At 70.1% G+C, this 17,737-nt stretch carries 15 protein-coding genes; all 15 read right to left on the bottom strand.

All coding sequences use genetic code 11. From position 1 onward, the window contains the following. Positions 1-40: 40 nt before the first annotated feature. On the bottom strand, positions 41-952 hold the full coding sequence (lpxC, locus tag CVH10_RS11545; protein ID WP_106488757.1) for a UDP-3-O-acyl-N-acetylglucosamine deacetylase: 912 nt from the start codon (positions 950-952) through the stop codon (positions 41-43). Between the two features lie 110 nt (positions 953-1,062). Further along, positions 1,063-2,271: a cell division protein FtsZ gene (gene ftsZ, locus CVH10_RS11540; protein WP_035592495.1), complete on the bottom strand. Its 1,209-nt coding sequence runs from the start codon at positions 2,269-2,271 to the stop codon at positions 1,063-1,065. Between the two features lie 34 nt (positions 2,272-2,305). Further along, positions 2,306-3,598: a cell division protein FtsA gene (ftsA, locus tag CVH10_RS11535; RefSeq protein WP_035592493.1), complete on the bottom strand. Its 1,293-nt coding sequence runs from the start codon at positions 3,596-3,598 to the stop codon at positions 2,306-2,308. Between the two features lie 199 nt (positions 3,599-3,797). Then, a complete protein-coding gene (locus CVH10_RS11530) occupies positions 3,798-4,523 on the bottom strand; it encodes a cell division protein FtsQ/DivIB (protein WP_035592490.1) in 726 nt (241 codons plus the stop codon). A 4-nt stretch (positions 4,524-4,527) separates the two neighbouring features. After that, the gene (locus CVH10_RS11525; RefSeq protein ID WP_035592488.1) at positions 4,528-5,454 is read right to left on the bottom strand and encodes a D-alanine--D-alanine ligase; all 927 of its coding nucleotides are present in this window, start codon (positions 5,452-5,454) and stop codon (positions 4,528-4,530) included. After that, the gene (gene murC, locus CVH10_RS11520) at positions 5,451-6,863 is read right to left on the bottom strand and encodes a UDP-N-acetylmuramate--L-alanine ligase (protein WP_046079747.1); all 1,413 of its coding nucleotides are present in this window, start codon (positions 6,861-6,863) and stop codon (positions 5,451-5,453) included. The genes CVH10_RS11525 and murC overlap by 4 nt, the downstream gene beginning before the upstream one ends. A 61-nt stretch (positions 6,864-6,924) precedes the next feature. Beyond that, on the bottom strand, positions 6,925-8,010 hold the full coding sequence (murG, locus tag CVH10_RS11515) for an undecaprenyldiphospho-muramoylpentapeptide beta-N-acetylglucosaminyltransferase (protein WP_106488756.1): 1,086 nt from the start codon (positions 8,008-8,010) through the stop codon (positions 6,925-6,927). Further along, positions 8,007-9,260 carry a putative lipid II flippase FtsW gene (ftsW, locus tag CVH10_RS11510; RefSeq protein WP_106488755.1) on the bottom strand — a complete coding sequence of 418 codons (1,254 nt, stop codon included), beginning with the start codon at positions 9,258-9,260 and terminating at the stop codon, positions 8,007-8,009. The genes murG and ftsW overlap by 4 nt, the downstream gene beginning before the upstream one ends. Further along, the gene (gene murD / locus CVH10_RS11505) at positions 9,257-10,645 is read right to left on the bottom strand and encodes a UDP-N-acetylmuramoyl-L-alanine--D-glutamate ligase (protein ID WP_106488754.1); all 1,389 of its coding nucleotides are present in this window, start codon (positions 10,643-10,645) and stop codon (positions 9,257-9,259) included. The genes ftsW and murD overlap by 4 nt, the downstream gene beginning before the upstream one ends. A 24-nt stretch (positions 10,646-10,669) precedes the next feature. Further along, on the bottom strand, positions 10,670-11,752 hold the full coding sequence (gene mraY, locus CVH10_RS11500) for a phospho-N-acetylmuramoyl-pentapeptide-transferase (RefSeq protein WP_035592476.1): 1,083 nt from the start codon (positions 11,750-11,752) through the stop codon (positions 10,670-10,672). 8 nt (positions 11,753-11,760) lie between these two features. After that, positions 11,761-13,140, bottom strand: coding sequence for a UDP-N-acetylmuramoyl-tripeptide--D-alanyl-D-alanine ligase (gene murF / locus CVH10_RS11495; RefSeq protein ID WP_106488753.1), 1,380 nt, complete (start codon positions 13,138-13,140; stop codon positions 11,761-11,763). Further along, positions 13,137-14,645 carry a UDP-N-acetylmuramoyl-L-alanyl-D-glutamate--2,6-diaminopimelate ligase gene (locus CVH10_RS11490; protein WP_106488752.1) on the bottom strand — a complete coding sequence of 503 codons (1,509 nt, stop codon included), beginning with the start codon at positions 14,643-14,645 and terminating at the stop codon, positions 13,137-13,139. Before CVH10_RS11490 ends, murF begins: the two co-directional genes overlap by 4 nt. An 82-nt stretch (positions 14,646-14,727) precedes the next feature. Further along, a complete protein-coding gene (locus tag CVH10_RS11485) occupies positions 14,728-16,434 on the bottom strand; it encodes a penicillin-binding protein 2 (protein WP_035592466.1) in 1,707 nt (568 codons plus the stop codon). Beyond that, a complete protein-coding gene (ftsL, locus tag CVH10_RS11480; protein ID WP_035592464.1) occupies positions 16,431-16,757 on the bottom strand; it encodes a cell division protein FtsL in 327 nt (108 codons plus the stop codon). The genes CVH10_RS11485 and ftsL overlap by 4 nt, the downstream gene beginning before the upstream one ends. 8 nt (positions 16,758-16,765) lie before the next feature. Beyond that, entirely contained in the window at positions 16,766-17,722 is a 957-nt protein-coding gene (rsmH, locus tag CVH10_RS11475; RefSeq protein WP_106488751.1) for a 16S rRNA (cytosine(1402)-N(4))-methyltransferase RsmH, read from the bottom strand. Between the last annotated feature and the right edge of the window lie 15 nt (positions 17,723-17,737).

Genomic DNA, 17,737 nt, shown 5'->3' with positions numbered 1-17,737 from the left:
CATATCGGGCTCATGCGACCTCGTCGACCGCGGAGAGGCGTCAGGCCATGGCCGGGGCGGCATAGGAAATCGGCGCCTTGGCAGTCTCTTCCTCGAAGGTGACGATCTCCCAGGCCTCCTGGTTTTCCATCAGCGCGCGGCACAGCTGGTTGTTCAACGCGTGGCCGGACTTCACACCGCGGAACTCGCCGATCAGGCTGTGGCCCAGCTGGTAGAGGTCACCGATGGCGTCCAGCACCTTGTGCTTGACGAACTCGTCGTCGTAGCGCAGACCACCCTCGTTCACGATCCGGTAGTCGTCGACCACGATGGCGTTGTCGAGACTGCCGCCCAGGGCCAGGTTGTTGGAGCGCAGGTACTCGAGATCGCGCATGAAGCCGAAGGTGCGCGCCCGGGACACTTCCTTGACGAAGGAAGTGGTCGAGAAGTCGACCTCGGCGCTCTGCTTCTGGGCCTCGAACACCGGATGATCGAAGTCGATGGCAAAGGAAACCTTGAACCCCTGGTGAGGCAGGAAGATCGCCTCCTTCTCGCCGTCGCGCACCACCACTTCACGCTTGATGCGGATGAACTTCTTGGCGGCGTTCTGCTCGGCGATGCCGGCGGACTGGATCAGGAACACGAAGGGGCCGGCGCTGCCGTCCATGATCGGCACTTCGGGGGCGCTGACATCCACGTAGGCATTGTCGATGCCGAGGCCGGCCAGGGCCGACATCAGGTGCTCGACGGTGGCGACCTTGACGCCGTCCTTGGACAGGGCGGTGCACAGCGTGGTGTCGGTCACGCTGTCGGCGCTGGCCGGAATCTGGACCTCGGGGTCCAGGTCGGTGCGCACGAACACGATCCCGGTATCGACCGGCGCCGGCCGCAGGGTCAGGTAGACCTTCTTGCCGGAGTGGAGGCCGACGCCAGTGGCGCGGATGACATTCTTGAGTGTGCGTTGTCTGATCATGGGCAGTCGCCAGGCTCGGTGGTTATCAAACACCGTTCACTATAACACCAAACGCACGTTTCAACAAAAACAACGTGCGTTTGGCGTGTCTATGCAAACGATAGCGGCGCTCAATCGGCCTGGCGACGCAGGAAGGCCGGGATGTCCAGGTAGTCGTCGAGCTCCTGGGACTTGCGCGGCTCCTGCTGAGGACGTGACGCCTCCTGGGACTCGGGCTTGGATGCCGCGGCGGCGGAGCCACGGCCCGGGGCCGGGGCCTGCTGCTGAGGACGGCTGGCGGCTGCCGGCTGACGCTGGCGATAGTCGCCACCGCCGGCCGCCTCGCGACGCGCGCCCTGGCTGGCCGCCGCCGGCTGACGCTGGCCGTCGAGACCGGCGGCCACCACGGTCACGCGCAGCTCGTCGGTCATCTCCATGTCGATGGAAGTGCCCACCACGATGGTGGCGTCCTGGGAGGCGAACTCCTGGACGGTGGCACCGACGTCGTTGAACTCGCCGATCGACAGGTCCGGGCCGGCGGTGATGTTGACCAGGATGCCACGCGCACCGTGCAGGTCGATGTCCTCGAGCAGCGGGCTGCGGATCGCCTTCTCGGCGGCCTCGCGGGCGCGATTCTCGCCGGTGGCCCCACCGGTGCCCATCATCGCCATGCCCATCTCGGACATCACGGTGCGCACGTCGGCGAAGTCGACGTTGATGATGCCGGGGCTGGTGATCAGCTCGGCGATGCCCTGCACCGCCCCCAGCAGCACGTCATTGGCGGCGCTGAAGGCGGTAAGCAGGCTGGCGCTCTTGCCGAGCACCGAGAGCAGCTTCTCGTTGGGAATGGTGATCAACGAGTCGACGTGCTCGGAGAGCTCCTTCATGCCCTCCTCGGCCGAGCGCATGCGCTTGGGGCCCTCGAAGGGGAAGGGACGCGTGACCACGGCCACGGTCAGGATGCCGAGTTCCTTGGCCACCTGCGCGACCACCGGCGCACCGCCGGTACCGGTACCACCGCCCATGCCGGCGGTGATGAAGACCATGTCGGCACCGTGGAGAAGCTCGGCGATGCGCTCGCGATCCTCCATGGCGGCCTGACGGCCCACTTCCGGATTGGCGCCGGCGCCCAGCCCCTTGGTGATCTCGCTGCCGAGCTGGAGAACGGTCTTGGCCGCCACCCGCTTGAGCGCCTGGGCATCGGTATTGGCGCAGATGAACTCGACACCTTCGATGCTGCTTTCGACCATGTGGTTGACGGCATTGCCGCCCCCACCGCCGACACCGATGACCTTGATGACTGCACTGCTTGAGGGTGCACTGTCTACCAGTTCGAACATTAGCCCCGTCTCCTGGACCGCGATCGCGGCCCTGTCAGAAATTTCCTTTGAACCAGCCCTTGAGCTTTACCAGCGCCGGAATCCCTTCCCCTGCTCCGCGCCGGGAGGCGTCTCCGCGCCTCGGCTGCGCCGACATGCCACTGCCCGACGTCTCTTGTTGGCCGTGCCCCTGACGGGCCTCGTTTAGAGCGTAATGTAGCAAACCGACCCCCGTCGAATAAATCGGATTGCGTACCACATCGGCAAGCCCCCGCACGTTCTGCGGACAGGCGATTCTCACCGGCATGTGAAAGATTTCCTCGGCCAGCTCGACCACCCCTTCCATGCGCGAGGTTCCGCCGGTCAGCACGATGCCGGCGGCGACCAGATCCTCGAAGCCGCTGCGTCGCAGTTCGTCGCGCACCAGAGTGAACAGTTCCTCGTAGCGCGGCTCGACCACCTCGGCCAGCGACTGGCGGGACAGATCCCGGGCCGGCCGATCGCCGACGCTAGGCACCTTGATCATCTCGTCGCTGGCGGCCATCTGGGTCAGCGCACAGGCGTACTTGACCTTGATTTCCTCGGCGTGCTGGGTCGGCGTGCGCAGCGCCATGGCGATGTCGTTGGTGACCTGATCGCCGGCGATGGGAATCACCGCGGTATGGCGGATGGCCCCCTCGGTGAACACCGCGATATCCGTCGTGCCACCACCGATGTCGACCATGCACACGCCGAGCTCGCGCTCGTCCTCGGTGAGCACCGCATGGCTGGAGGCCAGCTGCTCGAGGATGATCGCGTCCACGTCGAGGCCGCAGCGACGCACGCACTTCTCGATGTTCTGCACCGCATTGAGTGCCGCCGTCACCAGGTGTACCCGGGCTTCCAGGCGCACCCCGGACATGCCGAGGGGCTCGCGAATGCCGCCCTGAGTGTCGATGGCGAACTCCTGGGGCAGCACATGCAGCACACGCTGGCCTTCGGAGATGGCGCGGGCGCGTGCCGAATCGATGACGCGCTCGATATCGGCAGGCGCGACCTCACGCTCCTTGATGGCGACCACGCCATCGGAGTTCATCGAGCTGATATGACTGCCGGCGATCCCCACGTAAACGGAGTGGATGTCGCAGCCGGCCATCAACTCGGCCTCTTCCACGGCGCGCTGGATGGACTGCACCGTGGACTCGATGTTGATCACCACGCCCTTCTTCATCCCGCGAGAGGGATGCGAGCCGATGCCGGCAATCTCGATGCCGCCATCGTCGGTGGGTTGACCCACGATCGCCACGACCTTGGACGTTCCGATATCCAGCCCGACTACCATATTGGACGCATTGGATGGACCTGACATGAGTCGGGGAATCTCCTCGAGCTGACCCGCTTGGGGAAATTAAGCATTAACAATAGAAAAACCTGGGCCAATTATAGGAACAACTTCCCGTGCTCCACCAGCCCAGAGCGAAAAACATCCGTCACGATACGGCGATTTTTCCTCAAAAGGAACACCCGAGAGGCCCTTCCATTCATCCCGTGTGTTTCGCGAATCGCCTTCAACTTTCCTTAGCGCCGTGTTCCTCGTCCGGCTCGCTTTCACCGTGCCAGGCGACCGAGACGCCATTCGGATAGCGCAGGTCGATGTAGCGGATATGCGACGCCAGGCCATCGAGCTCCCGATCCCAGGCCGCCAGGAAGCGCGCCAGACGCGCCTCGCGATTGCTGCGGCCCAGCATCACCCAGATGCCGTCATCGGTCTGCAGCCGCCAGGCGCCACGATCCTCGAGCCGCAGCTGGCGCAGCCCCAGCCCATGCTCGGCCAGGCGGGCGCCCAGGGCGTCGTGATAGGCCAGCACCTCCGGCCCGCTGCCGGCCGGACCGGCCAGGTTCACCAGCCCCTCCGGCGCCGCCAGCGGAGCGAAGGCGAAGGGATCCCCGGCCGGGTTGAGCAGCCGATCGTCGTTCCAGCGCGCCACCGGCACCTGTTCGACCAGCTCGAACACGAGGGCGTAGGGCCATTCGCGACGAATGCGCACCTCGCTCAGCCAGCCGATGTCACGAGCCTGCTCGCGAAGCTCGCCGATATCCGCCGACAGCCAGGTCTGGCCGCGCACCAGTGGCGCCAGCTTGCTCCTCAGATAGTCGGCGCTGGCGTACTCCAGGTCGCCGCGGATCGAGACACGCTCCACGGGCCGGTCGAGCCACAGCCACAGCGCGCGGCCGCCGGCGCCCAGCACCAGCAGCAGCAGCAGAACGCCGATCAGGCCTCCGCGACGCGCCATGGCCTCAGGTCCGCCCGGCGGTGTCGAGGATGCGCCGCACCAGCGCATCGAAGTCGATGCCCGCGTGAGCGGCGGCCTGAGGCACCAGGCTGTGATCGGTCATGCCCGGCACGGTGTTGACCTCGAGCAACCAGAAACGCCCTTCGGCGTCGCGCATCACGTCGACGCGCCCCCACCCCGCACAACCGATGGCGGCGAAGGCATCGCGGCTCAGCTCGGCGAGCCGCGCCTCGTCGCCGGCCGGCAGGCCGCAGGGCAGGTGGTAGAGCGTCTCGTCGGAAAGGTACTTGGCCTCGTAGTCGTAGAAGCCATTCGGCACCTCGACGCGGATCGCCGGCAGCGCACTGTCGCCCAGCAGCGTCACCGTGTACTCCTCGCCGCGCACGAAGCGCTCCGCCATCACCCGGGCATCGAAGCGCGCGGCGTCGCGATAGGCCGCCTCCAGGGCCTCGGGACTCTCGACGATGGTGATGCCCAGCGTCGAGCCCTCGTGAACCGGCTTGACGATCAGCGGCAGCCCCAGACGCTCCGCCACCGCCGCCCAGTCGGCGTCGGGACCGAGCATCTCGCTCTGCGGCGTCGGCAGCCCCAGGGCCTGCCAGACCAGCTTGGTGCGCTGCTTGTCCATCCCCAGCGCCGAAGCCATCACCCCGCTGCCGGTGTAGGGGATGCCCAGCAGCTCGAGGGCGCCCTGCAGGGTGCCGTCCTCGCCGCCGCGCCCGTGCAGGGCGATGAAGACGACGTCCGGCCTCAGCGCCTCGAGCCCGGCCAGCCCCCCCTCCTCGGCGGGATCGAAGCCGACCGCCTGGACGCCGCTGCGTTCGAGCGAGGCCAGCACCGCCGCACCGCTCTTCAGCGACACCTCGCGCTCGGCGGAGTCCCCGCCATAGAGCACCACCACCCGGCCCGGGCCGGTCACGTCGGTCGTCATAGCGTCACCTCGTCGAGCGCCAGACGGGCGTCGGCCAATCGCTGGGCGATGCCGCCCACGTCACCGGCGCCCTGGGTGATCAGGATGTCGCCGGGGCGCAGCACCTTGGCCAGCAGCCCCGGCAGTTCGGCCTTGTCCTGCACGAAGATCGGATCGACCTCGCCGCGCTGGCGGATCGAACCCGCCAGGCTGCGCCCGTCGGCGCCGGGCAGCGGCGTCTCGCCGGCCGCGTAGACGTCGAGCAACAGCAGCGTATCGACCCCCGCCAGCACGCGCACGAAATCCTCGTAGAGGTCCCGGGTACGCGAGTAGCGGTGCGGCTGGTAGGCCATCACCAGGCGACGGTCGGGCCAGCCGTCGCGCACCGCCTGGATGACCATCTCCACCTCGCGGGGATGGTGGCCGTAGTCGTCGACCAGCATCACCTCGCCGTCACCGGCCGGGGCGGGGAAATGGCCGTGTACCTGGAAGCGCCGACCGACCCCGGCGAAACTCGCCAGCCCGCGCAGGATGGCGTCGTCGTCGACGCCGGCGTCGCTGGCCACGGCAATGGCGGCCAGGGCGTTCAGGGCGTTATGGCGCCCCGGCATGGCCAGGCGCACCGGCAGCGGCGCCAGCCCGTCGGGCCGCCGGGCGGTGAAGCGCACCTCGCCGGCCGACTGAGCGAAGTCCTCGATGCCGTAGTCGGCGTCGTCGCTGAAGCCGTAGGTCACGAACTGGCGACTGACCCGCTCAAGCAGTCCACGCACGTTGGCGTCATCGATGCACAGCACGGCCAGCCCGTAGAACGGCAGGTTGTGCAGGAACTCGACGAAGGTGTCCTTGAGGCGCTCGAAGTCGCCGCCGTAGGTCGCCATGTGGTCGGCGTCGACATTGGTAACGATGGCCACCATCGGCTGCAGGTGCAGGAAGGAGGCATCGGACTCGTCGGCCTCGGCCACCAGGTAGTCCCCCTCCCCCAGCCGCGCGTTGGTGCCGGCGCTGGTGAGCTTACCGCCGATCACGAAGGTCGGGTCCAGCCCGCCCTCGCCCAGCAGGGTGGCGGTGAGGCTGGTGGTGGTGGTCTTGCCATGGGTGCCCGCCACGGCGATGCCATGACGGAAGCGCATCAGCTCGGCCAGCATCTCGGCCCGGCGCACCACCGGCACGCGATGCTCCTGGGCCCAGCGCACCTCGGGATTGGCCGGATCCACCGCCGTGGAGACGACCACCACGTCGGCATCGCGCGCATTGTCCTCGGCATGGCCGATCGCCACGCGCACGCCACAGGCCTGCAGGCGATTGACCACCGGCGAGACCCGGAGGTCGCTGCCGCTGACGTCGTAGCCCTCGTTGGCCAGCACCTCGGCGATGCCGCACATGCCCGCACCGCCGATGCCGACGAAGTGGATGCGCCGGATACGGCGCATGCCCAGCCCGCGCCCGAGGCGCGGGGGCGTGGCTTGGCCGGGTACCGGCCCTAGGGTCTGGTCACTCAAAAGCAGTCTCCATGCAACCGGCCACCAGCCGTTCCACGGCGTCGAGATGGGCACAGCCTCGCGCCTCGGCGGCCATGGTGGCAAGCGTGTCGGGGTCGAGCAGCGCCGCCAGCCGGTCGGCCAGCGTCGCCGCAGTCATCTCGGATTGGGGCATCAGGGCGGCGGCCCCCTGGGCCACCAGGGCCGCGGCGTTGGCGGTCTGGTGGTCGTCCACCGCGTGCGGGAAGGGCACGAACAGCGCCGGCTTGGCCGCCGCCGCCAGCTCCGCCACGGTCAGGGCCCCGGCCCGGCAGACCACCAGATCGGCCCAGTCGTAGGCCTCGGCCATGTCATCGATAAAGGCGGTCACCTCGGCGGCCACGCCCTGCCCCGCATACGCCTCGCGGGTCGCCGCGTCCTTGTCGCGGCCGGCCTGATGCCGCACCTCGGGGCGCTCGGCCTCGGGCAGCCGGGCCAGCGCCTCGGGCATGCCCCGGTTGAGCGCCAGCGCGCCCAGCGAGCCGCCCACCACCAGCAGACGCAGCGGACGGGCGCGCATCGTCTCGGCGTCGCGGGGCGTCTCGCCGATGGCAGCGATGTCGCTGCGCACCGGGTTGCCGACTACCTCGGCGCGGCCCGGGAAGGCCTGGGGGAAGGCCGCATAGACCCCGCGCGCCAGCCGTGCCAGGACGCGGTTGGTGAGCCCGGCCACGGCGTTCTGTTCGTGGATCACCAGCGGCCGGCGCGCCACCCAGGCGGCCAGGCCGCCGGGGCCGCTGGCGAAACCGCCGAGCCCCACCACCAGCTGGGGATCGAAGGTGCGGATCACCCGGCCGGCCTGGCGCACCGCGCCGATCAGCCGCCAGGGCGCCATCGCCCAGCCGGCCAGGCCATTGCCTCGCAGCCCGCTAACGGCGATGCGATGCAGCGGCAGGCCGGCCTCGGGCACCAGACGGTTCTCGATGCCGCGCGGGCTGCCCAGCCACTCGACCTCGACCCCGCGGGCCTGCAGCGCGCGGGCCAGGGACAGGGCCGGAATGACGTGGCCGCCGGTGCCGCCGGCCATGATCAGGGCGCGTCGCCCCTCGCGTCGACTCATGCTTGCGTTCCTTTGCTCTTGCCAGGGTCACTCTTGGCGGCCGCGCGCTTGCCGGCACCGCGGGTCCCGGACGCCGTGTCCCGAGCCGCGGTCGGCGAGGCCCGGCGCACGGCCTGGCGGGTCTCGATGTCGGCCCGCAGCAGCATCGCCACCATGATGCAGCTCACCACCAGGCTCGAGCCGCCGTAGCTCAGCAGCGGCAGGGTCAGTCCCTTGGTGGGCAGCATCCCGCTGCTCACGGCGATGTTGATGAAGGCCTGGGCGCCGATCACCAGGGCGATGCCATAGCTGGCATAAGCGGCGAAGGCCAGGCCGGCCAGCTCGGCGCGCCGCCCGACCGCCATGGCACGCCACACCAGCAGCGCGAACAGGCCGATCACGGCGATCGCCCCCACCAGCCCCAGCTCCTCGGCGAGCACGGCGAACACGAAGTCGGTATGCGCCTCGGGCAGGTAGAACAGCTTCTGCACGCTGTTGCCGAGCCCGGTGCCCAGCCACTGCCCGCGCCCGAAGGCGATCAGCGCCTGGGTCAGCTGGTAGCCACTGGCGAACTGGTCGGCCCAGGGGTCGACGAAGCTGGTCAGGCGCGCCATGCGATAGGGCTCGGCGATCGCCACCACGACGCCCAGCACGGCCACCAGCGCCATTAGCAGCAGGAAGCGGATCCAGGGCGCGCCGGCCATCAGCAGCATGCCCATCACGCAACCGGTCATCACCACCACGGCGCCATAGTCCGGCTCGAAGATCAGCAGGCCGCCGAACAGACCCAGCACCACCAGGGGCCGCAGGAAGGCCCCCCACTCTCGGCGCACCTGGGGCAGGAAACGCTCCAGATAGCCGGCCAGATAGGCGATCAGACACAGTTTGGCGATCTCGGAAGCCTGGAGATTGAACGGCACGCCGGGCAGCGACAGCCAGCGCTTGCTGCCGTTGACCTCGCGGCCGACCACCAGCACCAGCACCAGCAGGACGATGCCGACCAGCAGCAGCAAGGGCCCGTTGGCCTTCCACCAGGCCAGCGGCACCCGCATCGCCAGGGCCGCGATCGCTATCGACAGCAGCAGGAAGGCGCCATGACGCAGGCTGAAGTACCAGGCATTGCCGGTCAGGCTCGAAGCCACCTCGCTGGAGGCCGAGGTCACCATCACCCAGCCGATCAGCAGCAGTGCCAGAGCGGCGATCACCAGCCAGCCGTCGAAGGGCTGGTCGGCGGTGGAGAGCCGTTCGCGAAGACGGGCCAGGCGGCTCATGAGCACTCCTCCTCGGCCAGGCGCTCGACGCCGGCCCGGAAGGCCTCGCCTCGGGCCTGATAATTCGGGAACTGGTCGAGACTGGCGCAGGCCGGGGACAGCAGCACGCAGTCGCCGGGAGCGGCGATCTCGGCGGCCCTGGCCATGGCCGCCTCGAGGTCATCGACTCGGGTCGAGGCCACGGCGCCGTCCAACGCGGCGGCAAGGCGCTCGGCGTCGCGGCCGAACAGGATCGCCTCGCGCCCGTGACGAGCCAGCGGCGTGGCCAGCGGCGTGAAGTCGGCGCCCTTCCCTTCCCCGCCGGCGAGCAGGATCAGGCGGCCGGACAGCGTCGGGCCGAGCCCGGCGATGGCGGCCAGGGTCGCGCCCACGTTGGTGCCCTTGGAGTCGTTGATCCAGCGCACCCCGCCGACCTCGGCGATCAGCTCGCCGCGATGCGGCAGGCCGGCGAAGCGCTCGAGCACGCGGCGCATGGCGGCCATCCCCAGGCCGAGGCGATGCCCCATGGCCAGGGCCGCCAGGGCGTTGGCCTGGTTGTGGCGTCCCGGCAGGCGCACCGCCGAGGCCGGCATCAACGGCGCGGTGCCGTGCATCAGCCAGTCGCGTGGACCGCTGCCGTCGTCGTGGACGGCGATGCCCCACGCCTCGCCCTCGGGCGACGCCGTGGTGAAACGATCGAGGGCCGGCGGCGGCGCGTCCGGCCAGGTGGCCGGGTCCTCGGCGTTGATCACGCCGTGGCGCGCGCCGCGGAAGATCGCCTGCTTGGCGGCGCGATACCCGGCGAGGTCGCCGTGGCGGTCCAGATGATCCTCCGACAGATTGAGGAAGGCGGCGGTCTCGGCGCCGAGCCGCGGCGTGGTCTCGAGCTGGAAGCTGGACAGCTCGAGCACGTAGAGCTCGGCATCGGGCCACTCGACGAGCAGGTCCAGCGCCGGCGTGCCGAGGTTGCCGCCCACCGCCACGCGCCGGCCGGCCTCTGCGGCCATCTCGCCGAGCAGCGTGGTCACGGTGGACTTGGCGTTGGCGCCGGTGATGGCGGCGATGGGCGCGCGGGCCGCGCGCACGAACAGCGCGATCTCGCCGACGACGAGCGGCTCGCCGGATTCGCCGAGGCGACCGGCCAGGGCACCGAGTCCGGGGCTTGCCGGATCGACGCCGGGACTGACCACGATCTCGCGGGCCGCCTCCATGTCCAGCTCGGTCAGCGCCCCGCAGTGTATCGCCACGCCCGGATGGGCGGCATGGAAGTCGTCCAGCCCCGGGGGCGCGGCGCGGGTGTCGGCGACCATGAAGGGTCGCCCGAGGCGTTGCAGGTGGCGGCAGATGGCGCGCCCGGAGACCCCGAGCCCGACCACCAGCGTGACGCCCTTGGGCACCTTGACCATCAGCGGCTCCTCAGCGATGCGGCATCAGCGGATCTTCAGGGTGGCCAGGCCCAGCAGCACCAGCACCACGGTGATGATCCAGAAGCGCACGATGACCCGCGGCTCCGGCCAGCCCTTGAGTTCGAAGTGATGGTGCAGGGGCGCCATGCGGAAGATGCGACGCCCGGTGAGCTTGTAGGAGCCCACCTGCAGGATCACCGAGACGGTCTCCATCACGAAGATGCCGCCCATGATGAACAGCACGATCTCCTGGCGCACGATCACCGCCACCACGCCCAGGGCCGCGCCCAGGGCCAGCGCCCCCACGTCGCCCATGAACACCTGTGCCGGGTAGGTGTTGAACCACAGGAAGCCCAGGCCCGCCCCGGCGATGGTGGCGCAGAACACCGCCAGCTCGCCGGCGCCGGGAATCATCGGGATCTGCAGGTACTCGGCGAACACCGTGTTGCCGCTGGCATAGGCGAACACCGCCAGGCCCATGGCCACCAGCACGGTGGGCATGATGGCCAGACCGTCCAGGCCGTCGGTGAGGTTCACCGCGTTGGAGCTGCCGACGATCACCAGATAGGTGAGCACCACGTAGAACAGCCCGAGCTGCAGCACGAAGTCCTTGAACAGCGGCAGGATCAGGCTGGTCTCCACCGGCGAGGCAGCCGTCACGTAGAGGATCACCGCGGCGGCCAGACCGATCACCGACTGCCAGAAGTACTTCCAGCGCGCCGGCAGGCCACGGGGATTCTTCTCCACCACCTTGCGATAATCGTCGACCCAGCCGATGGCGCCGAAGCCCAGGGTCACGGCCAGCACCACCCACACGTAGTGGTTGCGCAGATCGCCCCACAGCAGGGTGCTGACGGCGATCGCCATCAGGATCATGGCGCCGCCCATGGTCGGCGTGCCGGCCTTCGAGAGATGCGACTGGGGACCGTCGTCACGCACCGCCTGGCCGATCTGGCGCTCCACCAGTCGGCGGATCACCTTCGGGCCGAGCCACAGGCACAGCACCAGGGCGGTGAGGGTGCCCAGGATCATGCGCAGGGTCAGATAGTTGAAGACGTGAAAGGCGCTCTGGAATTGCGCCAGCAGTTCAGCCAGAAAGAGCAGCATGTAATGCCTTACCTTGATGCATCCGGACACAGCGCCGACACCACGGCCTCCATGCCGGCACTGCGCGAGCCCTTGACCAGCACGCTGGCCCCTGGCGGCAGATGTTGGAGGACGTGGCGCGTCAGCGCCTCCCGATCGTCGAAATGACACCCCGCCTCGCCGAAGGCGCGGCTGGCCGGCCGCGCCGCCTCGCCGAGGGTGCCGAGAAAGTCGATGCCAAGCTCGCGCGCGTGATGGCCAACCTCTTCGTGAAGCCGCGCCGAGGCCTCGCCCAGCTCACCCATGGCGCCCAGCAGGCACCAGTGCGGTCCCGGCAGGCTGGCCAGCAGATCGAGGGCGGCCTTCACCGCGCCGGGGTTGGCGTTGTAGGTATCGTCGAGCAAGCGCGAGCCATTGACACCCTCCACCACGCTGAGCCGGCCCGGCATCGGCGCGACGGCCTCAAGCCCGGCCAGCACGTCGTCCGGGGCCAGGCCCATGGCCAGCGCCGCGCCCGCCGCCGCCAGGGCATTGGCCACGTTGTGGCGGCCGAGCAGCGCAAGCTGCACGCGCCCCAGTTCGCGATCATCGTGAAACAGCGTGAAAGCATAGCGTCCGAGCGGATCGCAAACCAGTGTCTCGGCGCGCAGACGCGCCGGTCCTTCCACGGCGAAATCCAGCACCTCTCGCGGGGCCGCCAGGCTCGCCCAGCTGGCGAAGTAGCGGTCGTCGCGGTTGAGCACCGCCACCCCGTCGCCGGGAAGCGACGCCAGGATTTCGGCCTTGGCCTGAGCGATGCGGCCCGGGCCGCCGAACTCGCCCACGTGGGCGCCGGTGACGTTGGTGATCACCGCCACCTGCGGTTCGGCCAGACCGGCCGTCCAGGCGATCTCGCCCAGGTGGTTCGCGCCGAGCTCGACCACCGCCTGGCGGTGCTCGGCGGCCAGCTCGAGCAGCGTCAGCGGCGCGCCGATGTCGTTGTTGAGGTTGCCCCGGGTGGCCAGGGTCTCGCCGCGGCGGGCCAGCAGCGTGGCCAGCATCTGCTTGACCGTGGTCTTGCCGCTGTTGCCGGTCACCGCGACCAGCGGGCCGCCCCAGGCGCGGCGCCGGGCGCGCCCCAGCAGGCCCAGGGCCAGGCGAGCGTCGGCCACTTCGAGCTGTGGCAGCGGATCGTCGACGCGACGCTCGACCACCGCGGCCACCGCCCCCGCCTCGCGGGCGGCGGTGATGAAGTCATGGCCATCGAAGCGTTCGCCGGTCAGCGCCACGAACAGCGCCCCCGGGCCCAGGCGGCGAGTATCGGTGACGATCTCGCCCACCGACAGCTCGACGCCCACACCGGCGTCGGGCACGTCGAGGCCGAGCGCCGCTGCGACCTCGGCCAGGGTCTCGAGACCGACGCCGCTCATGCCTCGCCCTCCCGGCGGGCGGCCAGCGCCGCCTCGGCCTCGGCGAGATCAGAGAAGGCATGGCGGACGCCGTCGATCTCCTGATAGGCCTCGTGACCCTTGCCGGCGATCAGGATCACATCCTCGGCGGCGGCCTCGCGGATGATGTCGCGGATCGCCCGGGCGCGGCCGTCGACCACCTCGGCGGCCTCGCGGCCGGCCTCGGACAGCCCCTCGAGCATCGCCTCGCGGATCGCCGCCGGCGCCTCGGAGCGGGGATTGTCGTCGGTGATCACCAGCCGGTCGGCGTGGCGCTCGGCGGCGGCGGCCATCAGCGGGCGCTTGCCGGCATCGCGGTCACCGCCGCAGCCGAACAGGCACCACAGCCGGCCGCTGTCGGGCAGATGGGCACGCAGCGCCTGCAGGGCATTCTCCAGGGCGTCCGGGGTGTGGGCGTAGTCGATCACCACCGTCGGCGCGCCCTCGCCGACCAGCGCCTGCATGCGACCGGGCACCGGCGCGAGCCCGGCGGCGGCCTCGAACAGGTCATCGATCGCCTCCCCCAGGCCGTGCAGCGTGGCGATGGCCAGCAGCACGTTGGTCAGGTTGAAGCGTCCCATCAGCGGCAGCGTCAACATGCGCTCGCCGTCGGGCGTGGCGACCAGCGCGCGCTGGCCTTCGCCATGGGGCACCCAGTCCACCACGCGCAGGGTCACGGCCTCGTCCTTGCCTACCGCCAGCACCCGCACGTCCTCACCCAGCCCGGCCAGCATCAGCCGCGCCAGCGGGTCGTCGGCGTTGACCACCGCCAGCGCGAGCTCGCTGCGACGAAACAGCCGCGCCTTGGCCGCGGCGTAGGCGGCCATGCTGCCGTGATAGTCGAGATGGTCACGACTCAGGTTGGTGAACACCGCGGCGCGGAAGCGGCAGGCATCGAGACGCCGCTGCTCCAGAGCATGGGACGAGACCTCCATGGCCACCCGCTCCAGGCCCGAGCCGGCGAGCTCGCCGAGGGCGGCCTGCAGCGCCAGCGGCCCCGGCGTGGTCAACCGCCCCTCGACCAGCGCGCCGGGGCGCCCGTGGCCCAGGGTGCCGATCATGCCGGCCGGTCGACCGAGGCGTTCGCTCAGGGCGGCAATGTAGTGAGTCACCGAACTCTTGCCGTTGGTGCCGGTGACGCCGATCAGCTCCAGCGCCTCGGGCACGTCGAAGAGGTCGCGCCCCAGCTCGCCGAGCCGGGTGCGCAGATGTGGCAGCGCCACCACCCGTGGGTCGTCCGGCAGCGTCGAGGCGTCGTCGTCATGGGCCAGCACCAGGGCGGCGCCGGCCTCCAGGGCGGCGGCGATGTAGTCGCGGCCGTCGACGGATACCCCGGGCACGGCGAGGAAGACGTCGCCGGCGGCGAGCTCCCGGCTGTCCAGGATCAACCGCGGCCGGGCGGGCAGCGCGAGCCCGGCCAGCGCCTCGCGCCGGCGGGGCCAGTGGGCGCTCAGGGCCTCGATCAGGCGCTCGGCGGTCACGTCCATGGGCTCTCCTTTCGGTAGACGGTCAGGCGATAGACGATCGGGCGATGAACGATCGCATGGCGAACGGCGAACGGTGCGGCGCTCATGAATCCTCGTCCAGCAGGTCGGGGGGCACGTCCAGCAGCCGCAGGGCGCTGCCGGCCACCCGTGAGAACACCGGTGCCGCCACCGCGCCGCCGTAGAAGGCGTCGCCCCGGGGGTGGTCGATCATCACCACGGTGATCAGGCGCGGATCGGAGACCGGCGCGATACCCACGAACAGCGAGCGATAGGCGTTCTCCTCGTAGCCACCCCCGCCGCTCTTGCGCACCGTGCCGGTCTTGCCGGCCACGCTGTAGCCCGGCACCAGGGCACGCCGGGCACCGGTGCCCGGCTCCACCACCCGGTCCATCATGCCCAGCACGCGGTCGGCGACGTCGGGCTCGATCACCGGCTCGCCGGCCGGCGGCCGATTGAGACGCAACAGCGACGGCGGCAGGCGTTCGCCGTGGTTGGCGATGGCGGTGTAGGCCCCGGCCAGCTGCAGCGCGGACACCGACAGGCCGTAGCCATAGGACAGCGCCGCCCACTGGCTGCTGGACCAGACCTGGGGCGCCGGCACGCTGCCCCCCGCCTCGCCGGGAAAGCCGGTGCCCGGCACCTGATCGAAGCCCAGCGCCCGATAGCGCTCGGGCACCACGGGGTCGTCAAGCTGCAGGGTCAGCTTGGACATGCCGATGTTCGAGGACTTCTCGAGGATGCCGGACAGGGTCAGCTCGCCGTAGTTGGCGACGTCCTTGATGGTGTAACCGTCGATGACCATCCAGCCCGGCGACGTGTCGATCACGGTATCGGGCGGGAACCGGCCGGTCTCGAGCAGCGCCGACATGGCCAGCGGCTTCATCACCGAGCCGGGCTCGAAGACGTCGACGATGGCGCGGTTGCGCAACCCGCCGGGATCGAGGCCGGCACGATTGTTGGGGTTGTAGGACGGCTGGTTGGCCATGGCCAGCACTTCGCCGGTATCGGCGTCGAGCATCACCAGCACGCCGCCGTCGGCGTCGTTCTCGTCCACCGCCGACTTGAGCTCGCGATAGGCCATGTACTGCAGGCGCTGGTCGATGGCCAGCGTCAGGTCGCCGCCGGGCTCGGCCTCCTGGAGCACCTCCAGGTCGCGGACCAGTCGTCCGCGCCGATCCTTAAGCACCCGGCGACGCCCCGGCTCCCCGGAGAGGTAGGACTGATAGGCGAGCTCCAGCCCCTCCTGCCCCTGATCGTCGATGTTGGTCACGCCGATCAGCTGGGCGATCACCTCACCGGCAGGATAGTAGCGCTTGTACTCGGCCCGCTTGTGCACCCCTGGGATGCGCAGGTCGAGCACCTCCTGGGCGTCCACCGGCGTCATGCGGCGGCGCAGGTACATGAACTCGCGATCGGCATAGCGCTCGATGCGCGCGTTCAGGGCCTCGGGCTCCTGCCCCAGGGCCTGGGCCAGGCGCAGCCGCTGGATGCGATCGTCGGGCAGATCCTGGGGGTTGGCCCACAGCGTCACCACCGGGGTGGAGATCGCCAGCGGCTCGCCGTGGCGATCGGTGATCATGCCGCGGTGGGCGGGAATGGGATCGACGCGCAGGGTCCGGGCATCGCCCTGCCCCTGCAGGAAGGTGCGGTCGAAGACGTGCAGGTCGACGATGCGTCCGGCCAGCAACGCCAGGCCGATCAGCACCAGCCCCAGCATCACCCGGTAGCGGGCCTGCCCCATGGGCGACGGGGCATGACGCGTCTTGCCGCGACGAGGCGTGGCACTCATGGCCGGATGACCTCGACTTCGTCGATGCCGGGCAGGCGCATCTCGAGCCGGTCGCTGGCCAGCCGCTCGATGCGCGACGGCGAGGACCAGGCGCTCTCCTCGAGCAGCAGCTGGCTCCACTCGGTCTGCAGCTGCTGGTGCTCACGCTCGAGCGCCTGCAGCTGCGCGTATTGCACCCGGGTCTGATGGCTGGTGGCGATCACGGCCAGGGCCGCGCCCAGGCAGGCCGCCAGCAGCACGGCATTGAGCGCCAGCCCCAGGGTCGGGCGCAGGCGCAGCGGCCAGGCGAAGGAAGAGGGAGTGGCGTCGCGTCCTTGAGCCATGCCGTACCTCAGTATCGCTTGCGCGCCACGCGCATCACCGCACTGCGGGCGCGGGGGTTGGCCTCGACCTCCTCCGGCCCCGGACGGCGCGCCTTGCCGACGGACTCCAGGCGCCGCTGGATCTGGTCGTCGCGCAGCGGGATGCCCTTGGGCAGATGGGTGTCGCCGCGCACGTGATCCCGGATGAAGCGCTTGACCCGACGATCCTCCAGAGAATGGAAGCTGATCACCACCAGGTGCCCGCCGGGGGCCAGCGCCTCGAGGGCGGCCTCGAGGGCGGCATCGAGCTGGTCGAGCTCGCCGTTGACCTGGATGCGCAGCGCCTGGAAGGCGCGGGTGGCCGGGTGCTTGCCCTTCTCCCAGGCGGGATGGGCGGCCTTGATCACCTCGGCCAGGTCGCCGGTGCGGGTGAAGGGCGTCTCGACGCGGCGGGCCACGATCGCCTTGGCCAGCCGACGGGCGAAGCGCTCCTCGCCGTAGGTCTTGAACACCCGGGCGATCTCGCCCTCGGCGGCATGGGCCAGCCAGTCCGCGGCGCTCTCGCCACGGGTCGGGTCCATGCGCATGTCGAGCGGGCCGTCACGCAGGAAGCTGAAGCCCCGCTCCGGATCGTCGAGCTGGGGCGAGGAGACGCCGACATCGAGCAGCATGCCGGACAGCCGGCCGTGCAGGCCGCGCGCCTCGGCAAACTCGCCCAGGCGGGCGAACTCGCCCTGATCGATGGCGAAGCGCTCGTCGTCGATGTTCGCCGCTTCGGCGATGGCCTGGGGATCGCGATCGATGGCCAGCAGCCGCCCCTCGGGAGCGAGCCGCTCGAGGATCGCCCGGGAGTGGCCGCCGCGGCCGAAGGTGCCGTCCAGATAATGGCCCGCCGGATCATGGATCAGGGCGTCGACCGCCCCGTCGAGCAGCACGCTGGCATGGCGAAAGCCGCGGGGGGCGTGTTCGGGGGCGGATGACGTCATGCGCTTCTCTTGGCG

Origin of the sequence: Halomonas sp. ND22Bw (assembly GCF_003011945.1) — a bacterium.
Classification (GTDB): domain Bacteria; phylum Pseudomonadota; class Gammaproteobacteria; order Pseudomonadales; family Halomonadaceae; genus Halomonas; species Halomonas halophila.
This window is presented reverse-complemented; position numbering and strand designations above follow the sequence as displayed.

Coding starts and splice junctions, on each gene's coding strand:
- lpxC (WP_106488757.1), bottom strand. CDS start 952: ATGATCAGACAACGCACACTCAAGAATGTCATCCGCGCCACTGGCGTC.
- ftsZ (WP_035592495.1), bottom strand. CDS start 2,271: ATGTTCGAACTGGTAGACAGTGCACCCTCAAGCAGTGCAGTCATCAAG.
- ftsA (WP_035592493.1), bottom strand. CDS start 3,598: ATGTCAGGTCCATCCAATGCGTCCAATATGGTAGTCGGGCTGGATATC.
- CVH10_RS11530 (WP_035592490.1), bottom strand. CDS start 4,523: ATGGCGCGTCGCGGAGGCCTGATCGGCGTTCTGCTGCTGCTGCTGGTG.
- CVH10_RS11525 (WP_035592488.1), bottom strand. CDS start 5,454: ATGACGACCGACGTGACCGGCCCGGGCCGGGTGGTGGTGCTCTATGGC.
- murC (WP_046079747.1), bottom strand. CDS start 6,863: ATGCGCCGTATCCGGCGCATCCACTTCGTCGGCATCGGCGGTGCGGGC.
- murG (WP_106488756.1), bottom strand. CDS start 8,010: ATGAGTCGACGCGAGGGGCGACGCGCCCTGATCATGGCCGGCGGCACC.
- ftsW (WP_106488755.1), bottom strand. CDS start 9,260: ATGAGCCGCCTGGCCCGTCTTCGCGAACGGCTCTCCACCGCCGACCAG.
- murD (WP_106488754.1), bottom strand. CDS start 10,645: ATGGTCAAGGTGCCCAAGGGCGTCACGCTGGTGGTCGGGCTCGGGGTC.
- mraY (WP_035592476.1), bottom strand. CDS start 11,752: ATGCTGCTCTTTCTGGCTGAACTGCTGGCGCAATTCCAGAGCGCCTTT.
- murF (WP_106488753.1), bottom strand. CDS start 13,140: ATGAGCGGCGTCGGTCTCGAGACCCTGGCCGAGGTCGCAGCGGCGCTC.
- CVH10_RS11490 (WP_106488752.1), bottom strand. CDS start 14,645: ATGGACGTGACCGCCGAGCGCCTGATCGAGGCCCTGAGCGCCCACTGG.
- CVH10_RS11485 (WP_035592466.1), bottom strand. CDS start 16,434: ATGAGTGCCACGCCTCGTCGCGGCAAGACGCGTCATGCCCCGTCGCCC.
- ftsL (WP_035592464.1), bottom strand. CDS start 16,757: ATGGCTCAAGGACGCGACGCCACTCCCTCTTCCTTCGCCTGGCCGCTG.
- rsmH (WP_106488751.1), bottom strand. CDS start 17,722: ATGACGTCATCCGCCCCCGAACACGCCCCCCGCGGCTTTCGCCATGCC.